This window comes from Ruminococcus gauvreauii, assembly GCF_025151995.1.
Taxonomy (GTDB): Bacteria; Bacillota; Clostridia; order Lachnospirales; family Lachnospiraceae; genus Ruminococcus_G; species Ruminococcus_G gauvreauii.
Window position 1 is genome coordinate 1,348,712 of sequence record NZ_CP102290.1, and the last position, 24,806, is coordinate 1,373,517.

Consider the following 24,806-nt stretch of genomic DNA (forward strand, 5'->3'; position numbering starts at 1 on the left):
ATTCCTTGACTTTTCCATCCCTTCGGATAATAATAAATTAAGCGGTTAAAGCGGTAGACTTTGCCGTAATGAACATCAGGAGGTTATTCCATGAAGCACATTGTACTCACCGGCGGCGGCACAGCCGGCCATGTCACACCCAATATTGCCATGCTGCCGCGCCTGCAGGAACGTGGTTACCAGATTTCCTACATCGGCTCTTATGACGGTATCGAGAAAAAACTAATAGAAGAACTGGGTATTCCGTATTACGGAATTTCTTCCGGTAAATTGAGAAGATATTTCGACCCAAAAAACTTTTCTGACCCATTTAAAGTACTCAAAGGCTACGGCGAAGCCAAAAAGCTTTTAAAAGATCTGAAACCAGACATTGTGTTTTCCAAAGGTGGTTTCGTGACAGTACCGGTTGTCATTGCAGCAAAGCATCGAAAAATACCTGCCATCATACATGAATCTGATATGACACCAGGTCTCGCCAATAAGCTGTGTATTCCTTCAGCAGTAAAAGTCTGCTGCAACTTTCCGGAGACCGTCTCTCAGCTCCCGCCAGATAAGGCAGTGCTGACAGGAACCCCTATTCGTCAGGAACTGCTGAGCGGAAACCGAATCGCTGCACTTGAATTTACGGGACTCTCACCGGGCAAGCCGGTCGTCATGATCATCGGCGGCAGTCTCGGAGCAGCAGCTGTCAACGATGCCGTCCGCCGGATCTTACCGCAGCTTTTAGAAAGCTTTCAGGTGATTCACCTCTGCGGTAAAGATAAACTGGATGAGTCCCTTCAGAATATCTCAGGTTATGTACAATACGAGTACATTAAAAAAGAATTAGCCGATTTATTCGCTCTTGCAGATATCGTGATATCGCGCGCCGGAGCCAATGCAATCTGTGAAATTAATTCTCTTAAAAAACCAAATCTTTTGATTCCTCTCTCTGCCAAAGCCAGCCGCGGAGACCAGATTTTAAACGCCCGCTCCTTCGAACGGCTTGGCTACAGTATGGTTCTGGAGGAAGAACAGATTACGGATAATACGCTTTACAACGCAATCACCGAACTTTACCATAATCGTCAGTCCTATATCGAGGCAATGTCAAAAAATCAGGAAATGGATTCTATTGAAAAAATCCTGCAGCTGATAGAAGAATGCCGAATCAAATAAGGCGATCACGGCGATATCAACTTTTATACTCTTCCAGAAATGTTTCCCGCATCCAAACTTTAGCGCGGTGAAGCTTAATTCTCAGATTGGACAGGCTGATACCTAAATCTTCTGCAACTGATTTCTGGCTTTCACCTTCAACGGTAACCCGAAAGAAGATTTCGTACCACTGCCTGTCCCTTTTCTTTAACGCTTCAAGAATTGAACTCTGGAATTCTTTCCTTACATAATCATTTTCAATATTTTCTCCTGTGCCCCGTTCAAGCGTGATGCCGTCCTCACAGAACTCCCGGCCGTAATACTTCTTCCTCTGCAAATCAATTGCTTTTCTCTTTGCAGTAACCAGCAGCCACGGTTTGATATATTCTTCATCCAGTATATCACGCTTAAGATACAGTAACACAAACACTTCCTGACAAATATCCTGTGCATAGTGATAATCGCGCAGAACATTATAAGCGACCTTCATCACCATGAGATAGTACTGATCATAAATTTCGTTGAATCGTGACAAATTCATTGCCATCCCCCTCTAGATCATCTTATCCCTTTTTTTATTTTGCTTAAAATTTCTTCCCTGTCCGCCTCTGTTAGCTCTCCCATCTTCCAGCCAAGCCTCACTTCATCATTATCATAACGCGGGATTAAATGTATATGAAAGTGAAATACTGTCTGGCCAGCTGCCTGACCGTTGTTCTGAACCAGATTAAACCCGGTGCACTCGAGGGCGTCCGTCATAACTGATGCCATCTTTTTCGCAAGGACCATTGCTGAGCCAGCCAGTTCTTCCGGAATCTCATAAATATTTGCATAATGCTCTTTCGGTAGTATCAGCGCATGTCCTCTGCTGGCTGGTCCAAGATCCAGAATTACCCGGAACTGGTCATCCTCATACAACGTTGCCGATGGAATATCTCCATTCGCAATTTTACAAAAAATACAATCTGCCATCAATAGCACCCTCCTAAAATTCTAATAAAAGAAACATGTTCTTTTCTCTATTGTGTCGCATTTTGGGGAAATTTGCAACATAATATTGTTTGCTATTTAAAAAATCTAGTGATAAACTACCATAAAAGAGGTGAAAATCATGTTATCTAAAGAAGAACAAGCAAAAATCGGGCAATTATGCCAGGAAAGCTCCCAGGCCATGGAGGTCTGCAGTCTCATGAACAAACAAAATCAGCTGCAGCTTTCCATGGTCAGCCACGAAATACGAAACCCGGTCACTTTGATCAACAGTTTTCTGCAGCTTCTGGGCTCTTCCCATCCGGAAATAACCTCCTACCATTACTGGACTGAGATTACGGAAAATATGCGTTTTCTGCGGGAACTGCTGGAAAATCTGTCCGCATACAACAATGCGCAAAAGCTCAGCCGTGAGGAAGTCAGCATCCTCTCCATTCTGAAAACAGTGATCGCGGATACGGAACCGACGCTCTCCGAGAAAAACATTACCATCCAGTTAAAAAAAGACGGCGCTGTCCCGCCCTTTCTCATGGACCGTCATCGTCTCAGACAGGTGTTCCTGAACCTCATCCGAAACTCTTCGGAGGCGATCGGAGAATCTGGCGGCAGGATAACCATCCATCTGACTGCCGACCTGGATCAGGTCACTGTACGAATTCAGGACAGCGGACCCGGCATCCCTGAAGAATTTTTAGATTCACTGTTTGATTTCTTCGTCACGCACAAGAAAAATGGCACCGGACTCGGACTTGCGATCTCCAAAAATATCGTTGAAGCCCACGGCGGTACCATAGAAGCGTCTGCAGCCGAAGAAGGCGGAGCCGTATTCACGATTTGTCTTCCGATTACTTATGTGTAGCACGCTTTCGATAAACCAGAATACATATGATCATTCCGCACACCAAACCTCCGATGTGGGCAGCATTGTCCACACCTCCGGAGGCAAAGCCAAAGTAGATGGACAGTGCCACCATCAGCATCAACCTCTGCAGTGAAATGTCTTCCAGTCTTCCTTTATTGCGTATTACAATATACAGCATTCCGCCGATGACCGCAAACACTGCCCCGGAGGCTCCTGCTGAAACCACTGCCTGCCCCGTTTCCACGTTAAAGATATACGAGGCGACGCTGCCGCCGAGTCCTCCGATCAGGTAAACCGCCAGGTAGCGGAGTTTACCGACATAGCGCTCCAGGTAATCGCCTATGAATATAAGCAGCAGCATATTATTAAACAAATGCTCAAATCCGAAGTGAAGGAACATGCAGGTAAACAGCCGGTAAAACTGTCCGTCACTGATCAGCGGCGTGTATGCGGCTCCCCATGTGATCATGTGGGACGTATCTTCACTGCTCCCGGTCAGCTCCACCAGCAGAAATACCAGGATATTGGCAGCCGCCATCATTATGTTTGCCCAGTTTTTCGGCCGTTTCCTCATCCGGTCGATGGCATCCTCATTCATCTGATACTGCACTTCTGACAATTCTTTCTCCGCCTTTACTCTATATTGTCCATCATTATAGTTCATTCTTCCCAAAACTGCAAGCGGTAAGTCAGGTTTGCAAAGGTGATCAGATCTCCGTCCTGAACCTCACACCCCTGTTCCCCCACAACAGCCTCATGGTTTACATATGTACCGTTTTTGGAATTCATATCGTATACCTTACAGTTCCCATTGCGGACAATTTTTGCATGCAGGCGGCTGACTGCCGGGTAATTGAGAACGGCATCCACGGCACCTTCCAACTTTCCGATAACCGTGATTCCCTCCTCCAGTATGATCTCCTGACCGTCAGCCGGCGATTCCGGAAGAAGCCTGGCATCTCCTTGTAATTTCTCCGGATATAACAGACATGTCTGATTCTCTTCACTGATAAGGTGCTCCCTGGGTTCTTCCCCGGCGAACTCATGGTCCGGCTCCGGTTCCCCTGTATGAAAAGAACTCTCCGGCTCGTCACTGAAGGGTCCTTCGCTTTTATCCTTTTTCTTTCGAAGTTTATCTGCGATCATCCCCGCCGTCAGGGCAATCACGAATCCCCCTCCTGTTATCGCTGCCATCTGCCAGGAAAAATACCTGTTTTTGATCAGATAGATATATACAAAAACAAGAAATCCCCCGCCGACAGCCTTCATTGCCGTCTGCACACGCCGGGATACCCGAATCTCCTCCTCCGGTTTCGTCATCTCTTCCAGCAGCTTTTGTCTCTGGATTCGCTCCTGTTCCAACAGCTCTTCATCCGCTGCCGAAGTCTGTGTGTATTCGTGCTGACTTTCTTCTTCCTGCATATCCGCGTGGCTGTGATGCATCTCTTTACGTATATCTTCAGCACAGATCTGACCTTCCAGAGCCTTTCTATAGAATTGATAACCCAGGACCACTGCTTCCTGGTCACAGTGATCAATCTTAGGGAGCAGGTATTCGGTAAACCCCTTCATGTTTTCATTTTCCCCGTTCAAGCTGCCGGGCCAGTAACAAAATCCCACTTCCTCCGCAGCATTCATAAACACATAATCCGGGAGCAGCAAAAGACCTGACGGGCTGATCAGATAGGATTCCATTTCCTCCATTACTTCCAGCAGGGCATTAATGATTAACGTCAAGTCCTTTTTTCTCAATTTTTTTGATTCGTATAAGGAACTTAATGACTGTCTTGATGTGATGTCATAATAAAACATAAGTTCATTATCAATGTGATGGACTTTGCACTTCAATATCCCGGGAATCAGACCGCTCAGCAGCATACGTACCGGATATGACTCGCAATCCGGCATCTGATCCTCCGTCAGAATCAGAAAACTGTGATGATAATCTCTTTTGTAGGTAACCTTCATCCTCACTCCCCCATCAGCGCGGAGAGCCCCTGTATTTTTCGGATAAAGGCCACAGGTCTGACAATCTGCACCGTCTCCTGAACTTTAAACCTCCATCCTCCTCCTCCCAGGGTCCTTCCGGAAGCCGCTTCTGCTGCTGCCGTGACCTTATCATTCTGCACCCATGTGTCCACAGACAGATTCCAAATCGGAAAACCCTGTTTCTGTGACCGCTCTTTCATTTTTTCTGAAAGGAGCCTTTCCGCATTCTTCTCTTTCCTGACGCCTTCCGAAGCCGCAGTCAATACAGTTTCCGCCGCTGCTGCCGTATACCATGCCCGGTTATGAACGCAAAATGCCAGCAGCATCGATAAAAAAATGACCATCAGGACAAGCGGTACGATAAATGATGCTTCTACCGTCATACTTCCCCGATTGATCTGTTTTCTCATATCCTCCATTACAACATCCTTCCTGCGCATGCGATCATTAAAAAGGGAATCCACGGAAACTCCTGATGCTTTCCTTTTCTGTGTATCACCACCTGAACGATACCCCACAGCGCGGAAAGAAACAGGGCAGTTAAAACAACTTCACAGGTCACCCAAAGGCCAAGATAGATGCCTGTCACACAAACCACAAGTCCATCACCGTAACCGACCCCGCCGTCTGTCATCTTTCCGATCAGAAGCAGCAGTATTCCCGGGATCGTACCCTGAAGCTGCCATAGCAGTCCCTTCTGCTCCAGCAGGCACGCCCCGCAGACCCCTGTGATTGAAAATGCAGCGACTGACCAGAGCAATATCTTTCGGAACCGCAGATCATATATCGTATTGATGCCCAAAAACATGAGCAGCATGCCCTGTAACGTATTCATATTTATTACCTCCTGTTCACGTACCCCGCGCCGCACACCGGCTGCAGACAGAAAGCCCTCCCACCTCAGATTTCTTCACAAGTCTTCCTGTTCTCTTTAAGGCTGAACATAAAGGGTCTGCATGATAGCGGTCACCCTGCGGCGTAATGTACAGCACGGTATTCCCCGCATCCTCAGCGCAGTGCGGACAGGCGTGATATCTGCTTCCGCTCTCGTTGCGCTGGTCCCTCACCCCCCGGGTATCCGTGCAATAAATCGTCAGCTGAAGGTGTGAACAGTCTCCGTATATATGATATACCGTCCTGCGGTCTGCAACATAAACCATCTCTTCCGTTTTACCTGAACGCTCATCTTCCTCCGCCCGATATCCGGTCCATGCATGAACCCGTGCCGCTGCCTGAAACTTTACCCTGCTCAGTCCAAAAAATGAGACTGGAAAACGGTAGACGCCTGCTGCTCTTAACTCCACGATATGATCTCTGTAGGATGAACCTGTCAGGGAGACTTCTGTCCTTGCTTCCCCGGGAAGCTGTGACGCTGCGTAAGCGGCACAGACAGGTCCCTCCAGCTTTCCCACCGGTGATTCGCTCAGTGCCTTTTCCGCCGCATAGCCGTACATGCCAAGTTTTTTTGCGCTCTGGTTCAGCGACAGCGCCACCCTGGTCTGTACCCTCACCATATCCATCAGGCTGATCACAAGCACCAGCGCCAGAAAAAATATCGGCACTACGAACGCGGCCTCTACAGTAAGGCTTCCCCTTTGTGTTTCGGAGATGCATGGAGACACTCTGCCGGAGGGCGTATCATTTTGCGCCGGGGGAAACATGCTATGATTTGCCTGAAGAGAGTTTTCTATTTTCTTTTTTGATAAAGTTGACAGTTGCACCCTTCGGCAGAGCATCTCCATACACCTCCTTATGTTTTTACATATCATATCCATATCCGCGGATGACCTCATACGTATTACCCCTTCCCGCGGTAAATGAAAATTGTACTTCTGCAGTGTACAGGCAGCAATCCATCCTGAAATTGCGGCTGCCCTCTTCTGCCCTCATTCCCATCTCCATCATATCCAGACAACCTTCTGTTTTCTGCCTGCTGTTTCTGATACCGAGCAGGATTCTCAGATAATCATTGTAGGTCATCCCTTTGTCATTATTTTTCCTGAGATCATCCGCGCCGTCAAACAGCCGCGGGATGTTTGAAAGAGCAAGCTGCCAGGATGATGCGTCCTTGAATGCCGGCACCTTCTCCCCTGCCAGAAGCCCCCTGACATCCAGAATACTCTCCGCATACGCCCAGCACACCAGCAAAATCTGTTCCACCACGGGAACTGCCTGGGGAAGCAGCAGAAATGATGCGATGACACCGGCTGCCGCCTGCGCCTGTGCACGTTTGGCCTGGTCCTGATAAAGGTGCAGCAGATTCGCCGCCTCCCTCATCAGAAGAAGTTTGTGAACTACTCCCTTTAAATTCGCAATGTCACTGTGATTTCCCTGCAGGATATACTCCACCTGATAGGCAAGCCCCTCACAGGGCTGCGGGCTGCGGAAGCTGCCACAGTGCTGCAGAATATACTCCCCAAACAGAATCTCCTCCGTGACTCCTCCTTCATTCCGCCCAATCCCTTGTATTCCCATTCCTGTTTCCAGTTTTCTCCCTGAGACCAGTGCGGATAATTCCTGTGTCCTGCCTGAAAGCTCTTTACCGGCAGGAAGTACCAGTGACAGAATCCCCTGTTGTTTTAACTCCCGCACTGTCTCTATGGGATTCACGAAGTCCTCCGGTATCTCCGGCGGCACCATCTCTTTTCCTGCACCTTCCCCGGACTCCTGTTCCTGTCCTGCCTGCTCTTTCAGATGGTCGTACGCTTCCAGTGACTCTCCTGTCTCGATGCTTTCTCCGGCACTTTCCATGTTTTGTGCCGTCTCCCTGTCTCTGTTGCTTTTTTCCAGAAGAAGACGCACACCCTGCGTGCCAAGAGATGCTTTCATATACGCCGCTGCCTGCTCTTTCACGCTGTTCCCGCCGCTGTCAGTTGCCAGTGTGTACCCGGTGATTCCGCCGCCCTGCATTACCAAATCTCCAATATTTCCGTTATGATTCCCATCCACACGGTTAAACAAAATCCGGGCGATGTCCTCCTCCATGGTCCCAAACAGATTTCCCATCTGCATGTTTCCCTGACCGCGGCTCCCGTCAATATAAAACAGGTGATACCGCTCCAGCAGCGTGCGGTCGTAGCGTGCAAAAAGTGAATATAGTCCCTGATCCACTGCGCTGACCATCTGTACCCTGGCCCCCGCCAATTGTACCGAATACAGACCAGTCAAAAGCAGAGAAATCATCAGCACCATTATCAGGCTTACATACGCTGTTATACTCCCTTTGTCGTGCAAGGTGTGCCTCCCTTCCTAAATACTGTTGCTCTGGCTTGTGATTTTTGAAAGAATGTTTTTCACGAGACTGACCAGCTGGTTTTTAAAGATAATTACCAGCCCGATCAAAACGACGAGAATTAAGATAATTTCTACGACACCAATCGCGTCTTCTTCCATCATAAAATCACGGATCATGCAGCCCATAAGCCTCACCTCCTTTCCCGCATACGGTTCGCAGCCTGTCCTTCATACCCTGTTTACAGAAAACTCATACCCGCGGGTACCAGCAGGACCACAAAGACAATCACCAGCATCAGCACCATCGGCACGAGCAGTCTGGTTCCCGCCTGTTCTCCGATTACCTTAGCCCTGCGTTTCCGGTTTTCAAATGCATCCATAGCCTCACGCTCCATGATCTCCAGAATTTCTCCGCTGCCCCTGCGGAGATTCTGAACCAGAAGCGCGGCAAATGTTCTGTATGCCGGCAGCTGACATCTGACGCCCAGATGTGTATACGCTTCTGCCTCCGGCACTCCCTGCTCCATCTCCTGGCAGACGGCCGCGATTGCCTCGTAAGCCGCCCTCCTCGGGGACTTTTCTCCCTGCCTGCTTATCGACTTTCTGTAATCGAGGGCAACTTTTGTAAATGCCTTTCTGGTATTCATGCCGGCATTCAGCAGCAGTGTAAACTTGTTCAATATATCCGGGTAATCCGTCATCATCTGGTCCCTGATCTTCTGTTCCTGTTGTTTTTCTTCCTGCTGTCTTCCGATGATCCAGACAGCTGCCAGAACCATGGCAACGACCAGAACCACACCTCCAGCCCGCGCCGTATCCCTTTTCCATACGACTGCTTCTCCACCGACTTTCTCCGGCAGATAGAACTGTCCGTCCCCGGGATCTGCATTCATGCTTTTCAGCGTCCTATAAATCTCCTGCTCCCAGGCTGCGTCCCCGTGTTTGCTTTCCGGATATACAGTGACTGTTTTCTCACATTCCCGGATCTGCTCCTGACAGGTGAGCGTGGCATACAGCTTTACCTTCGTTCCCCCCTCAGGGATCCCCTCCTGAGGCACCCCTTCCCAGTCCAGCACGGCAGGGTCACTGCTGCCCCAGCTGATACTCACCGGGATATCATCAAACTCCTTTACGAGATTCAGCGGCCGTTCCACCCTGTCCAGCGATTCATTTTCTCCGGGTATTATCTGCTCCAGTTCTTCTTCGGCGCGGTCCAGCCACTTTTCCGTTTCTTCTTTTGTATATTGCCGTCCCGGAACCTCAACGGTAATATCGACGACCTTCCCGTTTTCCCTCTGCACCTGTAAAGTCTCCCAGTACACATTGTTATGATCCTCCTCCCGTTCCAGCGAAGTTACCGCAGTTTGTCCTCCGATCTCCTGAAGCACAGACACGCTCAGCGCCAGCACACTGCCTGCTGCAAGTATTGCCAGCGCCCCTGCCAGTACCTGCGGTTTCAGGCACAGCCCCGTATCTGAAACCCGCTTTTGAATGCAGACCGCACACTGTAAAAACAACCTTCTGAAACCTTTTATCTCCTCTGGAACCTTCACCCTCAGCGAACACAGTATCAGCATTATAAATCCCACCGTCAGAATCGCAGAAAACACCAGCATCCTTACACCTCGATCCTTACAATTTTTCTTCCCATCCAGAACGCTGCCGCATATCCCGCGAGACATGCCGTCATGACGCAGACGCCGGCCGCGCTTCCATAGAGTACATCCAGAAATCCCGGTGACATCGCCTGCATATATAGAATGATCCCGCAGGGAACCACGCTCATGATCGTCTGTTCCATCTTTTTAGCCGCCACACACGCCTCCACCTCTTTCTGTACTTCGATCCGGTCATTCAGAGTCCGTGCGGCATCCTGCAGGATCCGGCTCAGGTTGCCCCCGCTTCTCTTGGCGATTCCGTAAACACCAGCAAAGTTCCGAATGTCCTCCACATCACACCGGTTCCCGAAATCAGACAGCAGCTGCTCAATCGGAACACTGACACTCAGCTGACTCTGCAGATAAAGAAATTCCTGCAGGATCGGATCATGTTCTTCATAAATATTTCTGAGATCACGGATACACTCTGCAATGGCATTTTCCATGGAATATCCCGCCTTTAACGCGACCGAAAGTGACGCCAGCGCATCCTTGAACGCATAATTCAGCCTCTTCTTTCTCCGTTCTATCAGATATTTCTTCTTATGCCGAAAATAGAGCGGCGGCACAACGAAAAACATCGCCAGCGCCCACCACGAACGGTAGCACAGAAGATTTACCAACAGACACAATGCGGACGCTTCCCCTGCATACCTCACAGCCTCACGTTTCGTAAAATGATAAACTCTATAATCCAGCTTCATACCGCATCATCCTTTCCAGTTTTTCTGTGTTTTTAAGCCGTTCTTTTGCTTCCAGCTGCTGCATCTCATCATCCCACCGGTACAGTGGACGGAGCTGCACCTCTCCGCCGCAAAGCCCCGTCACCTCGCAGATTTCCATTACTTTTCTCTGTTTCTTTTTTGTTTTCCCGATATGTATCATCACATCGATGCCTGATGCGATCTGTCTGCGTATCGCCTCCAGAGGGAGCTGCATCCCCATCAGTACCATCGTCTCCAGCCTGCTGACCATATCCCTGCTGCTGTTTGCATGCGCAGTCCCAATACTCCCCTCGTGACCCGTATTCCATGCCTGCAGCAGGTCGATCGCTTCCTCGGAACGGACTTCTCCAACGATGATCCTGTCGGGTCTCATACGGAGCGCTGTCCGAATCAGGTCCCTGATCGTAATCGACTTTCCTCCCTCCAGATTTGCGGTTCTCGCTTCCAGCCGAACCAGATTCTCCACACCCTGTATCTGTAGTTCCGCCGTGTCCTCAATTGTTATGACCCGCTCATCCCCCGGGATATAATTAGAAAGCGCATTCAGAAATGTCGTTTTGCCCGCCGAGGTACCTCCCCCCACCAGGATGGAATACCCGCTTTTTACCAGATCTCTCAGAAACCCGGCAGCCTCCCTGGTGATGCTTCCCCATGCTATCAGTGTCTCCATCGTAATCGGTACATCCGGAAACCTCCGTATGGTAAGCGCAGGCCCGTCCAGAGATACAGGTTCCACAACCGCATTAACTCTTGCCCCATTATCAAGTCTTGCATCCACAATCGGTCTGCTTTCGTTAATAATTCGGTTACATTTCCCCACAATCTGTTGTATTACATCTTCCAGCTTTTCCGGTGCGGTAAAGTTTTTTTCAAATCTGGTGATACGTCCGTCCCGCTCCACAAAGATGTTGTGACAGCCATTAACCATGATTTCTGTCACCTGCGGATCGTCGATCAGTTCCTGCAGAACATCAAGCCTTCGCACGGAACAGAACAGCTCGTCCCGCAGTCCATCTTTTTCACGCAGTGACAGACAGCGCCCGGTCTCTGAGTCCACCAGCAGACCGTCGATCAGTTCCAGAATCTGCCCGTCCGACAATTCGGGCGAGGTCTCCAGCAGCGCCATCAGCTCTCTGTGCAGTGTCTCAAAATGTTTCATCAGCCGCGCTCCTTTTGTGTCCTCAGCAGCTCCTTTACATAATCCCCGAGCTCGCTCCAGACCAGTTCATCCAGATATTCTTTTCCCCGTTTCAGTGTACGGTGATACGGAAGGCGAACCTTCTGCATCCGCTCCAGCAGTCCCGTAAAATCCCACATTTTCAGGAGCTGTTCAAACTGCTGGAGTTTCGCGGCAGACACTACGTCGTTTCTGACCGGTACGTAGACCGTTTCACATTGGTTCAGAAGCGTGTACAGTTCATTAACGCCGTCGCCGACATCCAGTATCACGGTGTCATAAGCCGTATTCTCTTCTATCTCCCGCAGCATGCGGAGCCATTCGTCGATCGTCGCATTCTGTATATCCATTGGTGACAGCGCCGGCGGCAGGTAATCCAGATGATTGACCGTCTGTACGGTTCCTGCTAACTTTAATGCAATGCCCGCATTTCCCTGCCGGATATAATAGATCAAATCTCCCAGTCGGCTCTCATATGCACATCCCAGAAGCTCTTCAAATCCGGCATACTCCTCGAGATTAATATACAGTACCGCATTCGTTCTTGATAAAATCTGCCCGAGTGTCAGCGCAAAAGAAGTCTTTGCAGTCCGCCCGACCGGCGAGTACACTCCCAGAATCCTTGTCTTTGGTTTCACCATACTCATATTGAGCGCCTGTGTCTCCCGCGCCCCATAGCAGTTCATCACCTCTCGGATCACCGCATCGGATGACTGGTATTTGTAGACACTTGGATACCGGTCCAGCGCGGGGTCATGGACTCCCTCTGACAGGATCACGATCTGACCAATGTCGAGGCTCTTCACCGCTTCGCACATGGCCTTGTCCGAAATCAGAAGTATATCAATATGCCTGGCCGCAGCCAGCTCCAGAAGCGGTGCAGTCCCCGTGAATGCACGCACTTCGAACGGAATATTTTTCTTGTGCTGAATATATTCTACAAAATTACAAGCATACGCAGCTTCCAGGTCACAGACTGCGAATATGCTCCTGCCTCTGTTACTCAATAAAACCCTCCCGTGTATAAGACAACCGCCAGAAACACCGGCACGCTGAAATGAATGTTCTCTATCCGTCTTCCCGTTCGGTAATAAGGATAAATTGTTTTCTCTTTGAAACATTGTGAAAGATACGCGGTGAAATACCGCAGACGTTCCTCTGCATTTTTGCAAAGGAGGATGACGGCAGCCGACAAAACGGCTCCGATTAAAAATGAACAGATGATGCACCGGATAATGGGCGCAACCCCCATAACGCCTCCGAGTGCAGAGAATAATTTGATATCACCCGGCCCCAGCATACGCAGTGCAAACAGTCCGGCCAGCAGAATGATCGGAACTGCTGCTCCAGCCGCAAACTCCCAGATTCCCGAAAGTTTCCGAAGCCAGATCTGATATCCCAAACCGGCGAACCAGAAGATACCGGCCCCGCGGTTTGCGATCTTTTCCGTCTGTATATCCATGCACATGGAAAGAAAGGAAATCTGAAGGATGAGCATGTGACATGCGGACAAACATACACCTCCTCACATGTTAGGCAGTCATCATGTTACCGTTTTTAATTTTTATAATGTCAGGGAATTCTCCGTCAGAACTGACGGTGTGTTTTAGAATGTATGATTATTAAACCACATAATCCTGTGTTTGTCCAGTGTTTTTTTAAGATTCAAAATGTCAGCCATTGCAGTTTTATAAAAGTTGCGGTACAATAAAACATATTTTTCAGGAGGTGGTTGTATGGCTAAGGAAACCAAGACGAACGCCATGCGGATATTGGATAAAAACAAAATTCCATATGAGGCATTGAATTATGAATGTGATGAATTTATAGACGGCCTCCACACGGCCAGTCTCACGAATGCCCCCGTCGAACAGTCATTCAAAACACTGGTAGCGCAGGGAAAGAGCAGGCAGTATTATGTATTCGTTATTCCCATTGCAATGGAACTTCATCTGAAAAACGCGGCAAAAACAGCGGGGGAAAAGTCCGTCGAACTGATTCATGTCCGGGATATCAACTCAGTGACTGGTTATGTCCGCGGAGGATGCAGTCCGATCGGAATGAAAAAACAGTTCCCGACTTTTATCCATGACAGCGCACTTCAGTTTGATGCCATATATATCAGCGGAGGCCGCATCGGCTGCAGTATCCGTCTCTCTCCGACAGAACTGTCCAGGCTTACGCGCGGGCAATTTGCAGATGTCTGCTGCTGATTTTCAGAGACCCTGCAAATTGTATTGAATTTTCTTGCTTTCATTAGTTTTCAGATTATTTGATAATTTCAAATTATATATCTGTTTACTATTTACTTTTTTTATTTTTTTCTATTTTTAGTATTGACTTTTCCTTATTAATTCGATATAATTATAACATCAAAAGAAATAAAAAATTAAAAAAGTACTACAAGGAGGATAAACCACCGAGAACTTAACGATTCACCCCAAAGTCTGATGAAAGAGAGGTACGGACCACCAAAAACGTAACTTGAACCTAAAAGCATCTAAGTAACTAAAATGAGGTACACTCCAATGGACAACGAATTTTAAAAGGAACTATCAGAAATGTCAATCTCTGATAGTTCCTTTTCCATATCATTTTTCTATTTTTAAACCTGTATGTTTTTCAGTTCTTTTTTTCTTCTGTGCCGCCGGTAGATTTCCGCCGTTTTGTTATATACGCCAAACGACTGCACCAGCACGGCATTCCATTTTCCGATTTTATCCTTTGTGGTTTTGCTGTAGATCGTACCGCCGTAGGTCACTTCACCGCCCCGCTGAATATAACGTATCAGATCAGACTCCCGGCGCACCTCCTTCGGAAAATCCGTAAAGGCTGTACCGATACAGTCATAGCGATGTGCATCGCTTCCTCCGAAACCAGGCTTGTGATACCTGGTCGCCAGACTCTGTGCCGCCTCATTACTCTCTTCTGTCTCGCACGCATTAAATGCCTCGATAAAATCAAATTTCCTCAGAATCTCATCCTTGCTTTTCTTCTTTTTCGTGTTCAGAATACTCAGATAACGCTCGCCGCAGGGATGAGCCGGCCCGAGAATACCGCCGTTTTTGTGCACAACGTCGATCAGCAGTCTTACGGGCAGTCCGCGAAGTTCGAGCACACGGATCTTGATACCCTCCGGCATGATGATCAGTATATGCCCCGCATCGATGGTGTCGTATTCGATTCCTTTCAGCACGACAAAATCCTTATGCCGCTTGCCCTTAATATTGTTTTTCCATTCCCGGTACCCATCATACGAATTGTGGTCAGTCACCAGCATTCCCTTATACCCCAGCTCTTTCAGCCGGAGAATATACTCTTCCATCGGTACCCTTCCATCCATAGAACCTTCTTTTGTATGACAGTGCATATCAAATTTCATATTATTTTCACCACGATTCTCTTTTCCTTAGCATGGACAGTTTAAGGGTTTTCATACGTATCAGCCGCAAAGTTCGGATACCACCTGATTGATCACCTTACCGTCAGCTTTTCCTTTCAGCTCTGCCATCACCGCCTTCATGATCTGCCCCTTGTTCTTCGTTGCAATAACATCCGCAAATTTTTCTGTCAAAACTGCTTTCACTTCTTCAGCAGACAGCAGTTTCGGTGCATACTCACTGATAATCTCATATCTTGCCTGATATTCCGCCTTCAGATCGGCACGTTCATCCGGGCAGGTGTCCACCTGCTCCTTCACTGTTTTCATTTCTTTTAAGATTACACGGTCTACCAGTTCCTCAGAAATATCTTCCCGGCATCCCTCGTCGATCGCAGCCTTTTTCACCGCGGCGACCACCGAAGAGATGGCTTCCTTTCGCACCTTGTCCCTGGCCTTCATGGCCGTAACCATATCTTTTCTCAATTGTTCCAGCTGCATGTTAATCTCCTCCTTACTACAGACTTCGGACGCGTTCCGGCCGATACTTTCCAGCTTCTTCAACCTCGTCCAGTTTTCTGAGCATCCCTTCGATATCCTCATTCAGATTACCTTTCAGTACAACATAGTTTGACGCATGATTGGCACGGAATACGGTTCCCGGAGAATCTACATTTGTCAGAAACAGCCGCATCTCTTCCACCACTTCATCCGGTGTCAGCAGCTCCATCTCACCAGCCGCAATCTTCCTGTAGATCTCGGTCGATTCATCCAGCATCAGGGTCAGAAATCCAACGTAATCCGGACGGATATCGCTGATCAGCTTCGCTGACTCAACCGCATGTTCTTTCCTGCGTGCCCGTCCGCCAAGCCCTGAGATCAGCGTAATGGACGACTGTATACCCGCGCGGCGCAGTTTTCTTCCTGCTTCAATGATCTCTTCCCTGCTGACTCCCTTGTTGATATCCTTCAGCGTCACGGCATCGCCTGATTCCGCTCCCATATAAACCATTCCCAGACCTGCTTCTGCCAGCGATTTCAGTTCATCCTCCGACTTTCTCAGTATATCTCCCGGTGTTCCGTATGAGGTCACACGTTCCGCGGACGGAAACTTTTCTTTGATAAAGTTCAGGATATCCAGAAGATCGGGCGTTTTCACAATCAGTGCATCACCATCGGCAAGGAATATCCTGCGGATGTTGTCGCCGTAATTGTCATAAGCCGTCTGAAAGTCTTCCAGCACCTCTTCTTTTTTTCGGATCCTGAATTTTTTATCTTTATACATGGTGCAGAACGTACACGCATTATGGGCACATCCGATGGTCACCTGGACAATCAGACTTCTCGCTTCGCTTGGGGGTCTGTATACCATTCCTTCGTATCTCAAGTCTTCATCCCTCTTTCTGTTCTTAAATATATATAACTATTCCAAAGAACTCTTCGTCCCGAACAGTTACGTACATTTATTATAGCACAATCTTTTTCGTGAGCAAGGTCTGGATGAATTTTTACACATTTTTAATGCAGGGTCTGCCGTTTCCCGTTATACTAAAACCATAACGCTGATAATACGCCATTGGATAAGGAGCGACGAAAGGAGGCGACTGTTTTGCATGAAAGCCGCTTGTTTAAAATCTTATATTATCTGCTTGACAGAGGAAAAACCACGGCAGCCGAGCTTGCCGCACAGTTTGAGGTGTCTGTCAGGACCATTTACCGTGACATCGATGCGTTGAGCAGTGCCGGAATCCCCATCTATTCCGTGCAGGGAAAAGGCGGCGGAATCTTTCTTTTAGAAGGCTATGTCATGGATAAAACCTTTATTTCCGCCGAGGAACAGCAGCAGCTCATGATGGCGCTGCAGAGTCTGCCCGCAGCATCTCAGGAGATCAGCAGTCTTCTCAGCAAACTTGGCGCCATGTTTCAGCAGAACACCCGGGACTGGGTTCAGGTTGATTTTTCGCGCTGGGGGAGTACCGAATCTGACCGAAAAAAGTTCTCGCTCATAAAGAATGCGATACTGAACCGCCAATGTCTGTCGTTCCACTACTTTAATTCCGCAGGACAAGGTACCGACCGAAAGGTCAGGCCGGCGAGACTCCTCTATAAGGCAAACGCATGGTATCTTCAGGCGCTGTGCCTCCTGAAAAATGATTACCGGACCTTCAAGATAAACCGTATGGACCATATTCAGCTGCTGGATGAATACTTTCATGAATCCCTGCATCCTCCTGACGCCGAGCCTCTGGAAAAAGCCCCCTCATATCCTCTGATCCGCCTGAGGTTCAGAGCCGCGGCAGCCTACCGGGTATTCGATGAGTTTGACATGAAGGATATTGAAATTCAGGATAACGGGGACCTGATCGTTTCTCAGTATATGCCGGAGGATGCCTGGCTCTATGGCTACCTGCTGTCATTTGGCGGTCACGTTGATATACTTGAACCCAAACGTGTACAGATGAAACTTGCGGAAACTGCAGCGGAAATGTGGCGGAAATATGCAAACCCTGATAATACCTGACATGGCATGTCAGGTTAACAGTGCTATACTGAATACAACAAATTATTTAGAAGGAGACCACCACTATGGAATATATTACTGTTGACAGGGAAAATATTGACAGGGAACATATCTGCTGCTGCATCGCCGACAAAAAAGGAGAAAACGGCGTCGCTCTGAAAAAGGCCTGGATGAAAGACCGATTTGAAGAAGGGCTTGTCTTCCGGCGCTCCAACACGAGAGGAAAAGTCTTTATCGAATACATTCCGGCAGAAAACGCATGGTATCCGATCACCGCCGACGGTTATATGCACATCAACTGCTTCTGGGTATCCGGTCAGTACAAAGGTCACGGCCATTCGAATGAACTGCTTGATTACTGCATACAGGACGCACGCACGAAAGGAAAATCCGGCGTAACCATCATTGCCTCCGACAAGAAACGCGGTTTTCTCTCAGACCCGGATTATATGGCGTACAAAGGTTTTCGGGCTGTGGATGAGGCCGACCCTTTTTTCGTACTGTACTATCTGCCGTTCTCAGAGAGTGCACCCGTGCCGGCGTTCCGGGAGTGCGCAAAACACGGGAAAACCGATGAGCCGGGTATGGTCCTCTACTATACCAGCCAATGTCCTCACACCGCAAAGTACGCCTCTCTCATCCAGTCTGCCGCAGGGCGGCACGGATACGCTCTCAGTATGCATAAGATTGAGACCAAAGAGCAGGCACAGAATGCGCCCACCCCTTTCACTACCTACAGCTTCTTTTTTAACGGTGAATTTGTAACCAACGAAATCCTCAGTGAAAAAAAATTCGAAAAATTTCTGCAGCAGCATGGCCTGTAAGCGTTCACTGTAAAGTGTGGAATTCCAGCTTTACACATGTAAAGATTTTACCAACTTTGTAAAATTAAAAGAATTTTATCGTAAAAAGTATTATATATTACTATCCATTTTACCAAAATCGCAATATTATAATTATATTCTTCTACAAAGAGTAAGAATACAACTTAACTATGACTTTTGGAGGGTTAGTAATATGAATATGTACAAATGGGTGGACAAATTAATCTACGAAGAAGACAAGAAGGCATTTCCGCTTCTGTCCTTTCCGTCCGTACAGCTGCTGTATGTGACAGTAAAAGAACTCGTAACCGACAGTAATTATCAGGCTCTCGGCATGAAAATGCTTGCGGACAAGTATCCGATGCCTGCAGTGGCAAGTTTCATGGACCTTTCCGTCGAGGCCGAGGCGTTCGGCGCCAGTACAGTGTACTCTGCCGACGAAGTTCCGACAATCATCGGTAAGATCGTGGAGACTGAAGAAGAGGCAGACGCCCTCCGTGTTCCTGAAGTCGGCGAAGGCCGCACCGGTATCTACGTTGAAGGCGTAAGAAAAGCCCTCAAACTGATCACCGACCGCCCTGTTTTTGCAGGCTGCACCGGACCGTTTTCCCTTGCCGGCCGTCTGATGGATGTCAATGAAGTCATGCTGCAGTGCTATGAGGAACCGGAACTCGTTCACAAGATTTTAAGAAAAGCAACTGATTTTCTGATTGAATACATCAACGCCTACAAAGCGGTCGGCGCACACGGCATCATTATGGCGGAGCCGCTGGCCGGCGTGTTATCTCCGCAGCTGATCCAGGAGTTCTCCACAGAATATGTCAAAGAGATTGTGGAGGCGACACAGGAACAGGGATTCATCATTATTTATCACAACTGCGGAAATTACACGATTCAGCTGATCGATCAGATTCTGGATACCGGCTGCCGTGTATTCCACTTTGGCGATGCGATCGATATGCGAACGATGATGGAACTTATGCCCCCGGACTGTGTGGCTATGGGAAACATCAGCCCGTCCCAGCAGTTTCGAAACGGCACCCCTCAGTCCGTCAGGATTGAAACGGTTCGTCTTCTGGAGAACTGTAAAGAGTACCGCAACTTTGTCATCTCATCCGGCTGTGATATCCCGCCGCTGACAGAATTTGAAAATATTGATGCATTTTTTGAAACGGTAGATTCATTCTATTACAAACAACGCCTCTTAGATATCATAATGTAGCCTTTTTCTATCCCTTTGGGAATTCCTTCATTAGAAAAAGGGCAAAGATTTTCATAAAGTCTTTGCCCTTTTTCACTTCTTGTGATATCTTTATGGTATACACTAAAATTTTTACAAAAAGGGAAAGAAAGTACTATCTATGGATTCCATATTAATTAAACAGGCGCAAAAATACTGCCGACATTTTGAAACACTTTTTGATATCCACTGTATACCGGTGGACTGTACAAATAATACACTGTATCTGGAAACAGATGTTACCACCGACCTGTGCAAGTCATGTGAAAAGCATCTTGGCTCCAAATGTTATGGAATTAACGCTTTTATCCACGGCTGCCAGGAAGCTTACCGCTGGGACGGTATGTACATCTACTTCTGCAATCTCGGACTCGTCCTTGTCTCCACGTTTATCTCCGACGAAAAGGGAAACCTGTCCGGAGGAATCGTTGCCGGTCCGCTTTGTATGGGCAACATGGATGACTCCCTCTCTGAAATACCGAATTCCGATCTCCGCAAGATCGTGGCCGAAATGCCCTGCTATCCGCCGGAACAGATTCAGAGTCTCGCTGAGGTTATGTCAGCCATTACCTCTTATATCTCCGGTATCTCCCACGGAAGAGCGGGCCGTTATTTCTACAGCCAGGAATCTCTGCTGAACAACATCTATGCAGAGAAGATCAAAAGTTTCTCTGAAAACGATTACTATACATACCCGATCGCACAGGAACGGCGCCTCCGCTCGGCGATCAGAAACCGCGACAAAGAAGAGGCTGAAAATGTCCTGAATCAGATACTGGCATACATTTATGTTTCCAACAACTCGAATCTTGAAGCCATCAAGCCGCGAATCACGGAGCTGATGATCGTTATATCCCGTACAGCCGTCGATGCAGGCGCTGATATGGAGAAGATCGATCTGATCACACAGAATTCGCTGAAGCATGTGGACACTTTCAAGACGATCGAAGACTTAAGTGCCTGGGTATCAAATATCATGCACAGCTTTATCTCGAGCACCTTCGATTACGACCGCCTGAAGCATGCAGATACGATTCACAAGGTGGACAAGTATATCCAGACACATTATCAGCACAAGCTGACGCTGGACGAAATAGCCTCAAAGACGTATCTGAGCAAAACGTATCTGTGCAGCATCTTCAAGAAAGAAACCGGCGAGACTATCACCAACTACATTAATAAAGTCAGGATCGAGAAAAGCAAGCTTCTTTTCTCGGATGAAAAACTTACTATCGTAGAAATCGCAAACATGTGCGGTTTCGAGGACCAGAGTTATTTCACCAAGATCTTTAAAAGCTATGTGGGCATGACGCCAAAAAAATACAGAGAAAGCCGTAAGCGCTGATGCTTACGGCTTCTTTTCATATTCATCACAGTTCCCATCTCACCGTGCTCCCCTTCGCAGTCCGTGATACCACGAGCTTCCTGTCAATCTGCTCCTTCAGCTCAGATACATGAGAAATAATACCCACCAGCCGATCCGCACCCGCCAGTTCGTTCAGTATGGCAATCGCCTGTTCTCTTGCTTCATCATCGAGCGATCCAAACCCTTCGTCGATAAACATGGTATCCATCCGGATGGCCCCGGCAGTGTCTGAGATCACATCAGCCAGACCAAGCGCCATGGAAAGCGCAGCCAGAAAAGATTCCCCTCCCGAGAGCGTCTTGACATCTCTGGTGCTGTCTGTGACCGGGCTGTAGACGTCTAGGTCGAGCCCCGCCTGTCCCCTTGTCCCCAGATTCTGAAACTCCCTGCAGCGCAGCATCAGCTGACTGGACGTCATGCGTATGAATCTCCGGTTCGCACACCGAATCACCTGTTCAAAAAACTGTCTCTGAATATATGTCTCAAAATCCAGTTTCACGCTGCCCCCCAGCGCTCCATTCGCCGTTCTGGAAAGAGTCGTCAGCACATCACACCGTTTCTGCAATGCCCTCCGCTCCTCTGCCAGTCGGTTCAGAGCCTCCAGTGATTCCTCGTTTCTCTTATTTCTTCCGTACCATTCCCGGCTTTCCTCTTCCAGCTTCCTCTTTTCTTCTTTCAGTTCTTTCAGCGCTTCACTGACAGCTGTCTCATCTGCCGGCCGCTTTCCCTGTGTCTGCTCCCGGTAAAAGCGCAGCGCCTCATCAGCCCGGATCACGGATTCCCGGTAATTCTCAAGCGTCTCTTCCAGCTCCTCCAGCTGACTCTTCCCGATCAACGCATCCCTGTATGACGTCTCGTCTTTAAATCCCGCCTCCGAAACTGCATGAAGGTACCGTTCCTGTGCTTTGCGAAAGCGCTGTTCCTCATCCCTTTTCATACCTGAGAGCTGTCTTAGCTGACCTTCCATCCCGCTGATTTCCCGGAGTATTTCCTGGTATACTCCCTGCTCATTTGCCCTGGCCTCCTCCAGCTGCTGGTCCAGCTGCCGCACTTTTTTTTCAGCATCTTCGAGCGCCTTTTTAGACTGTTGGGCCTGCTGCTGTCCAGGCGCATCCCCCGGCAGTTCTGCTTTGAAAGGATGATGCGCGGAACCGCACACCGGGCACTTCATCCCCTCCTCCAGATTCCGTGCCATGATTCCTGCCTGTGCCCGCAAAAACTCTTCCTGTATTGTTTCAAACGCCAGCCTGCAGTTTTCCGCATCCTGTACGGCTTTCTGCAGGCGGCTGGAAGCTGCCGCCCGTTTACTCGCTGCCTCCCACAGGCGCTTTGCGTCACTCCCGTTTTCCTCCTCCGGAAGCCGGACCAGATTGTCCGGATCTGAACTGTAACAATCGGCCACTCTTTTCGTACGTGCGGCCCGCGACTCCAGCTTTGCTGCCTGTGCGTGCAGTCTCCTGACGACGGTTTCCTTTTGTGCGCATTCCTGTTCAAAAAACTCTACTCTTTCTGCCTTTTTCGCAGCTTCAATCCTTCCCTGCAGCTCCTCCATCGGCCTCTGGCTGTCAGAAAGCTCACGTTTTCTGTCTTCCGCCTGCTTCAGGCCTTCGAACAGCTGATTGACGGCTTGCGCAGCCTCCAGTGCAGCGGCAGTCTGCCCGTATTTCCTCTGGTTTTCCTCTATGCGAACAGACAACCGTTCCAGCCGCCTGACTCCACCGTTCGTCATCTCCCGGAGCATGGGGAGGATCAGACTGAAATCCGGCTCCAGCTCTGCCTTTAGTTCCCGCTCCCACTCCTCCCGGCGGGCAAATTCCGGCGGGCATACCGCGTGTTCCATCTCCCGTCTGATGTCCTTTCTGTTCTCCAAAAGCGCCTCCTGGCTCTCCCTGGCCTCCTGTTTCAGCTCGTCCTGCACCCTCCGGTATATGCGGGTGTCAAAAATCCTGGAGAAAATCAGACCCCGCTCCTGCGACTGCGCGTGCAGCAGGCGCAGAAAATCCCCCTGTGCAATCATGACCATCTGCGCAAACTGCTGAACATCCAGTCCTATGATCTCCACGATTTTCTGGTTTACCGCCGTTTTATTTCCCTCATATTCGCTTCCGTCGGGCATGATCAGTTCAACTTTCGCCCGTTCTGTCGTCTGTCCCCGTTTACCGTCTGCATCTCTTCTCTTTTTTTCCCTCAGATACTCCGGATTCCGGCGGACGGTGTACTCCTCTCCACGGTAACAGAACGTAAATTCCACATATGTCCGGGCGGAAAGATCGGCATACTGGCTGCGCATCATCCCGCCGTCCCTCTTCTGCCCGCTGGTACGGTCATAAAGCGCATACGCAATGGCATCAAATATCGTAGTCTTCCCTGCGCCTGTATCACCCGTGACCAGAAAGATCCCCTGCTGTACCTTCGTAAAATCTATGACTGTCTCGCCGGCATAAGACCCGAACGCTGACATTACCAGTCTCACTGGTTTCATATTGCCTCCTCCTTTGCCCGATCCAGCATGCTGCTCATGATCCTTTTTTCTTCTTCTGTCATCTCACGTCCCTGCATCTGCCTGAAGAATACTGCAAATGCCGCCCCGGGATCCTGTTCCCAACTTACCCCCTCCGTTTCCTCCAGCAGGCTGCGGGTTCTGCTGTTTTCTGCTTTCACTTCCAGAATGCGGGGGTATACGCGTTCCAGCAGTTCCCGGGGCTGATACAGTTCTCCTTCATCTGTCAGCGTGACGCTGACGTAATCCTCACACCGTTCTTTCTCAAGCAGTTCAGCGAGAGTGCCCTTCCTGCGTGTGACATCGTAAAGCGGCGACAGCGGAAGCTTCCGGAATTCGGGCTCTTCCCCTTTGCCTTTCAGCGTCACTTCAAGCAGCGCCTTTTCCTGTTTCCATTCACTGACAGAGTATTTCAGCAAAGTACCGCAGTAACGGACCCATGGTTCTTTCACCTTCTGTGCCCCGTGAATATGTCCCAGCGCAGCGTAGTCAAAACCCGCAAGCGCCTGGATGTCCACATTATCCATGCCGCCCACATGAACGGTCTCCGAATCGCTCAGTTCGGGAACATGGCTGCCGGCAGTATAAAACTGATGAGAGACGAGAACATTTCTTTTTTCTAAATCTATATTTTCTCTGCCGATCAGTTTCCGGACCACGGCATCATAACTGTCCGCAGATTCCTCCCCAAGCGCCCTGCGCACATACCCCGGTTTTACGAATGGCAAAAGATAGAAACAGACTTCCCCGTATGCATCTTCCAGCGTCACCTTTGTCAGCCTGTCCTGTGGAGCTGCCGGTGCTGCAGCCGCTATATAAATCTGGTTCTCCCTAAGAATGGAGCTAGCAAACTGCAGACGTTTCGGTGAATCATGATTTCCGCTGATGATCAGGATGGGAATCTGCGGACGAATCCTGGAGAGTTCCGTTAAAAACGAATCAAAGATGGCCACCGCCTCCCCGGAGGGAGCCGCCTTGTCATAAATATCCCCCGCAATCACGACGGCATCCGGTCGTTCTGTCCTCGCATATTCTGCAATCTGGCGCAGAATGTGTATCTGATCCTCCTGCAGATTGTAATGGTGCAGCTGTTTTCCGATATGCAGGTCTGATAAATGAAAAAATCTCATAACTATTCCTCCCGGTTACTCCCGTTTTAAGCCAGTAAGAAAAAGCTGTGCAGTCCCTGTGGGAGCTGCAGCAG

26 protein-coding genes are annotated in these 24,806 nt (G+C 48.9%); 7 read left to right on the top strand and 19 right to left on the bottom strand.

Annotated features, from left to right (window positions below; all coding sequences use genetic code 11):
• The first annotated feature begins 90 nt into the window (after positions 1-90).
• Entirely contained in the window at positions 91-1,158 is a 1,068-nt protein-coding gene (locus NQ502_RS06535) for an undecaprenyldiphospho-muramoylpentapeptide beta-N-acetylglucosaminyltransferase (protein WP_028530397.1), read from the top strand.
• A 16-nt stretch (positions 1,159-1,174) separates the two neighbouring features.
• Here the strand turns inward: NQ502_RS06535 and NQ502_RS06540 are convergent, their stop codons facing one another.
• Both NQ502_RS06540 and NQ502_RS06545 read right to left on the bottom strand, forming a co-directional pair.
• Entirely contained in the window at positions 1,175-1,678 is a 504-nt protein-coding gene (locus tag NQ502_RS06540) for an RNA polymerase sigma factor (RefSeq protein ID WP_028530396.1), read from the bottom strand.
• 17 nt (positions 1,679-1,695) lie between these two features.
• Entirely contained in the window at positions 1,696-2,109 is a 414-nt protein-coding gene (locus tag NQ502_RS06545) for an HIT family protein (protein ID WP_028530395.1), read from the bottom strand.
• Positions 2,110-2,248: 139 nt separating this feature from the next.
• On the opposite strand from NQ502_RS06545, the gene NQ502_RS06550 reads away from it, so the two are divergent.
• On the top strand, positions 2,249-2,986 hold the full coding sequence (locus tag NQ502_RS06550) for a sensor histidine kinase (RefSeq protein ID WP_049898545.1): 738 nt from the start codon (positions 2,249-2,251) through the stop codon (positions 2,984-2,986).
• Here NQ502_RS06550 and NQ502_RS06555 read toward each other — a convergent pair.
• From NQ502_RS06555 to NQ502_RS06610, 12 genes are all read right to left on the bottom strand, one after another.
• The gene (locus NQ502_RS06555) at positions 2,973-3,653 is read right to left on the bottom strand and encodes a rhomboid family intramembrane serine protease (protein WP_187374510.1); all 681 of its coding nucleotides are present in this window, start codon (positions 3,651-3,653) and stop codon (positions 2,973-2,975) included. The two genes, NQ502_RS06550 and NQ502_RS06555, sit on opposite strands and share 14 nt — an antisense overlap.
• On the bottom strand, positions 3,650-4,957 hold the full coding sequence (locus NQ502_RS06560; RefSeq protein ID WP_028530393.1) for a DUF6382 domain-containing protein: 1,308 nt from the start codon (positions 4,955-4,957) through the stop codon (positions 3,650-3,652). The genes NQ502_RS06555 and NQ502_RS06560 overlap by 4 nt, the downstream gene beginning before the upstream one ends.
• A gap of 2 nt (positions 4,958-4,959) precedes the next feature.
• A complete protein-coding gene (locus tag NQ502_RS06565) occupies positions 4,960-5,397 on the bottom strand; it encodes a TadE family protein (RefSeq protein WP_028530392.1) in 438 nt (145 codons plus the stop codon).
• A complete protein-coding gene (locus NQ502_RS06570; protein WP_028530391.1) occupies positions 5,397-5,813 on the bottom strand; it encodes a hypothetical protein in 417 nt (138 codons plus the stop codon). The genes NQ502_RS06565 and NQ502_RS06570 overlap by 1 nt, the downstream gene beginning before the upstream one ends.
• A 16-nt stretch (positions 5,814-5,829) precedes the next feature.
• The gene (locus tag NQ502_RS06575; protein WP_148511882.1) at positions 5,830-6,540 is read right to left on the bottom strand and encodes a hypothetical protein; all 711 of its coding nucleotides are present in this window, start codon (positions 6,538-6,540) and stop codon (positions 5,830-5,832) included.
• A 196-nt stretch (positions 6,541-6,736) separates the two neighbouring features.
• Complete coding sequence (locus NQ502_RS06580) at positions 6,737-8,212, bottom strand: DUF5702 domain-containing protein (protein ID WP_028530390.1); 1,476 nt, start codon at positions 8,210-8,212, stop codon at positions 6,737-6,739.
• 15 nt (positions 8,213-8,227) lie between these two features.
• Positions 8,228-8,398: a Flp1 family type IVb pilin gene (locus tag NQ502_RS06585; protein ID WP_028530389.1), complete on the bottom strand. Its 171-nt coding sequence runs from the start codon at positions 8,396-8,398 to the stop codon at positions 8,228-8,230.
• Between the two features lie 53 nt (positions 8,399-8,451).
• Entirely contained in the window at positions 8,452-9,828 is a 1,377-nt protein-coding gene (locus tag NQ502_RS06590) for a type II secretion system F family protein (protein ID WP_028530388.1), read from the bottom strand.
• A 2-nt stretch (positions 9,829-9,830) separates the two neighbouring features.
• A complete protein-coding gene (locus NQ502_RS06595) occupies positions 9,831-10,574 on the bottom strand; it encodes a type II secretion system F family protein (protein ID WP_028530387.1) in 744 nt (247 codons plus the stop codon).
• Positions 10,558-11,754 carry a CpaF family protein gene (locus NQ502_RS06600; protein ID WP_028530386.1) on the bottom strand — a complete coding sequence of 399 codons (1,197 nt, stop codon included), beginning with the start codon at positions 11,752-11,754 and terminating at the stop codon, positions 10,558-10,560. The genes NQ502_RS06595 and NQ502_RS06600 overlap by 17 nt, the downstream gene beginning before the upstream one ends.
• Entirely contained in the window at positions 11,754-12,779 is a 1,026-nt protein-coding gene (locus NQ502_RS06605) for a P-loop NTPase family protein (RefSeq protein ID WP_049898540.1), read from the bottom strand. The genes NQ502_RS06600 and NQ502_RS06605 overlap by 1 nt, the downstream gene beginning before the upstream one ends.
• On the bottom strand, positions 12,776-13,285 hold the full coding sequence (locus NQ502_RS06610; protein WP_049898538.1) for a prepilin peptidase: 510 nt from the start codon (positions 13,283-13,285) through the stop codon (positions 12,776-12,778). Before NQ502_RS06610 ends, NQ502_RS06605 begins: the two co-directional genes overlap by 4 nt.
• Before the next feature lie 223 nt (positions 13,286-13,508).
• On the opposite strand from NQ502_RS06610, the gene ybaK reads away from it, so the two are divergent.
• Complete coding sequence (ybaK, locus tag NQ502_RS06615) at positions 13,509-13,985, top strand: Cys-tRNA(Pro) deacylase (protein ID WP_028530383.1); 477 nt, start codon at positions 13,509-13,511, stop codon at positions 13,983-13,985.
• A 392-nt stretch (positions 13,986-14,377) separates the two neighbouring features.
• Here ybaK and NQ502_RS06620 read toward each other — a convergent pair whose 3' ends face one another.
• From NQ502_RS06620 to NQ502_RS06630, 3 genes are read right to left on the bottom strand one after another with little or no spacing between them, the layout of a single operon-like run.
• A complete protein-coding gene (locus NQ502_RS06620) occupies positions 14,378-15,154 on the bottom strand; it encodes a PHP-associated domain-containing protein (RefSeq protein ID WP_044983687.1) in 777 nt (258 codons plus the stop codon).
• 60 nt (positions 15,155-15,214) lie between these two features.
• A complete protein-coding gene (locus NQ502_RS06625; protein ID WP_028530382.1) occupies positions 15,215-15,652 on the bottom strand; it encodes a GatB/YqeY domain-containing protein in 438 nt (145 codons plus the stop codon).
• A gap of 16 nt (positions 15,653-15,668) precedes the next feature.
• Entirely contained in the window at positions 15,669-16,538 is an 870-nt protein-coding gene (locus tag NQ502_RS06630; protein ID WP_028530381.1) for a B12-binding domain-containing radical SAM protein, read from the bottom strand.
• A gap of 222 nt (positions 16,539-16,760) precedes the next feature.
• Between NQ502_RS06630 and NQ502_RS06635 the strand changes: the two genes are divergently transcribed.
• From NQ502_RS06635 to NQ502_RS06650, 4 genes are all read left to right on the top strand, one after another.
• Entirely contained in the window at positions 16,761-17,672 is a 912-nt protein-coding gene (locus NQ502_RS06635; protein WP_028530380.1) for a helix-turn-helix transcriptional regulator, read from the top strand.
• A gap of 65 nt (positions 17,673-17,737) precedes the next feature.
• Positions 17,738-18,496, top strand: a complete 759-nt coding sequence (locus NQ502_RS06640) for an N-acetyltransferase (RefSeq protein WP_028530379.1) — start codon at positions 17,738-17,740, stop codon at positions 18,494-18,496.
• A gap of 193 nt (positions 18,497-18,689) precedes the next feature.
• The gene (locus NQ502_RS06645) at positions 18,690-19,718 is read left to right on the top strand and encodes a uroporphyrinogen decarboxylase family protein (protein WP_028530378.1); all 1,029 of its coding nucleotides are present in this window, start codon (positions 18,690-18,692) and stop codon (positions 19,716-19,718) included.
• A 139-nt stretch (positions 19,719-19,857) separates the two neighbouring features.
• A complete protein-coding gene (locus NQ502_RS06650; protein WP_028530377.1) occupies positions 19,858-21,081 on the top strand; it encodes an AraC family transcriptional regulator in 1,224 nt (407 codons plus the stop codon).
• 25 nt (positions 21,082-21,106) lie between these two features.
• Here the strand turns inward: NQ502_RS06650 and NQ502_RS06655 are convergent, their stop codons facing one another.
• Together NQ502_RS06655 and NQ502_RS06660 are read right to left on the bottom strand one after the other, a co-directional pair.
• Entirely contained in the window at positions 21,107-23,584 is a 2,478-nt protein-coding gene (locus NQ502_RS06655) for an AAA family ATPase (protein WP_028530376.1), read from the bottom strand.
• The gene (locus tag NQ502_RS06660) at positions 23,581-24,732 is read right to left on the bottom strand and encodes an exonuclease SbcCD subunit D (RefSeq protein ID WP_028530375.1); all 1,152 of its coding nucleotides are present in this window, start codon (positions 24,730-24,732) and stop codon (positions 23,581-23,583) included. Before NQ502_RS06660 ends, NQ502_RS06655 begins: the two co-directional genes overlap by 4 nt.
• Between the last annotated feature and the right edge of the window lie 74 nt (positions 24,733-24,806).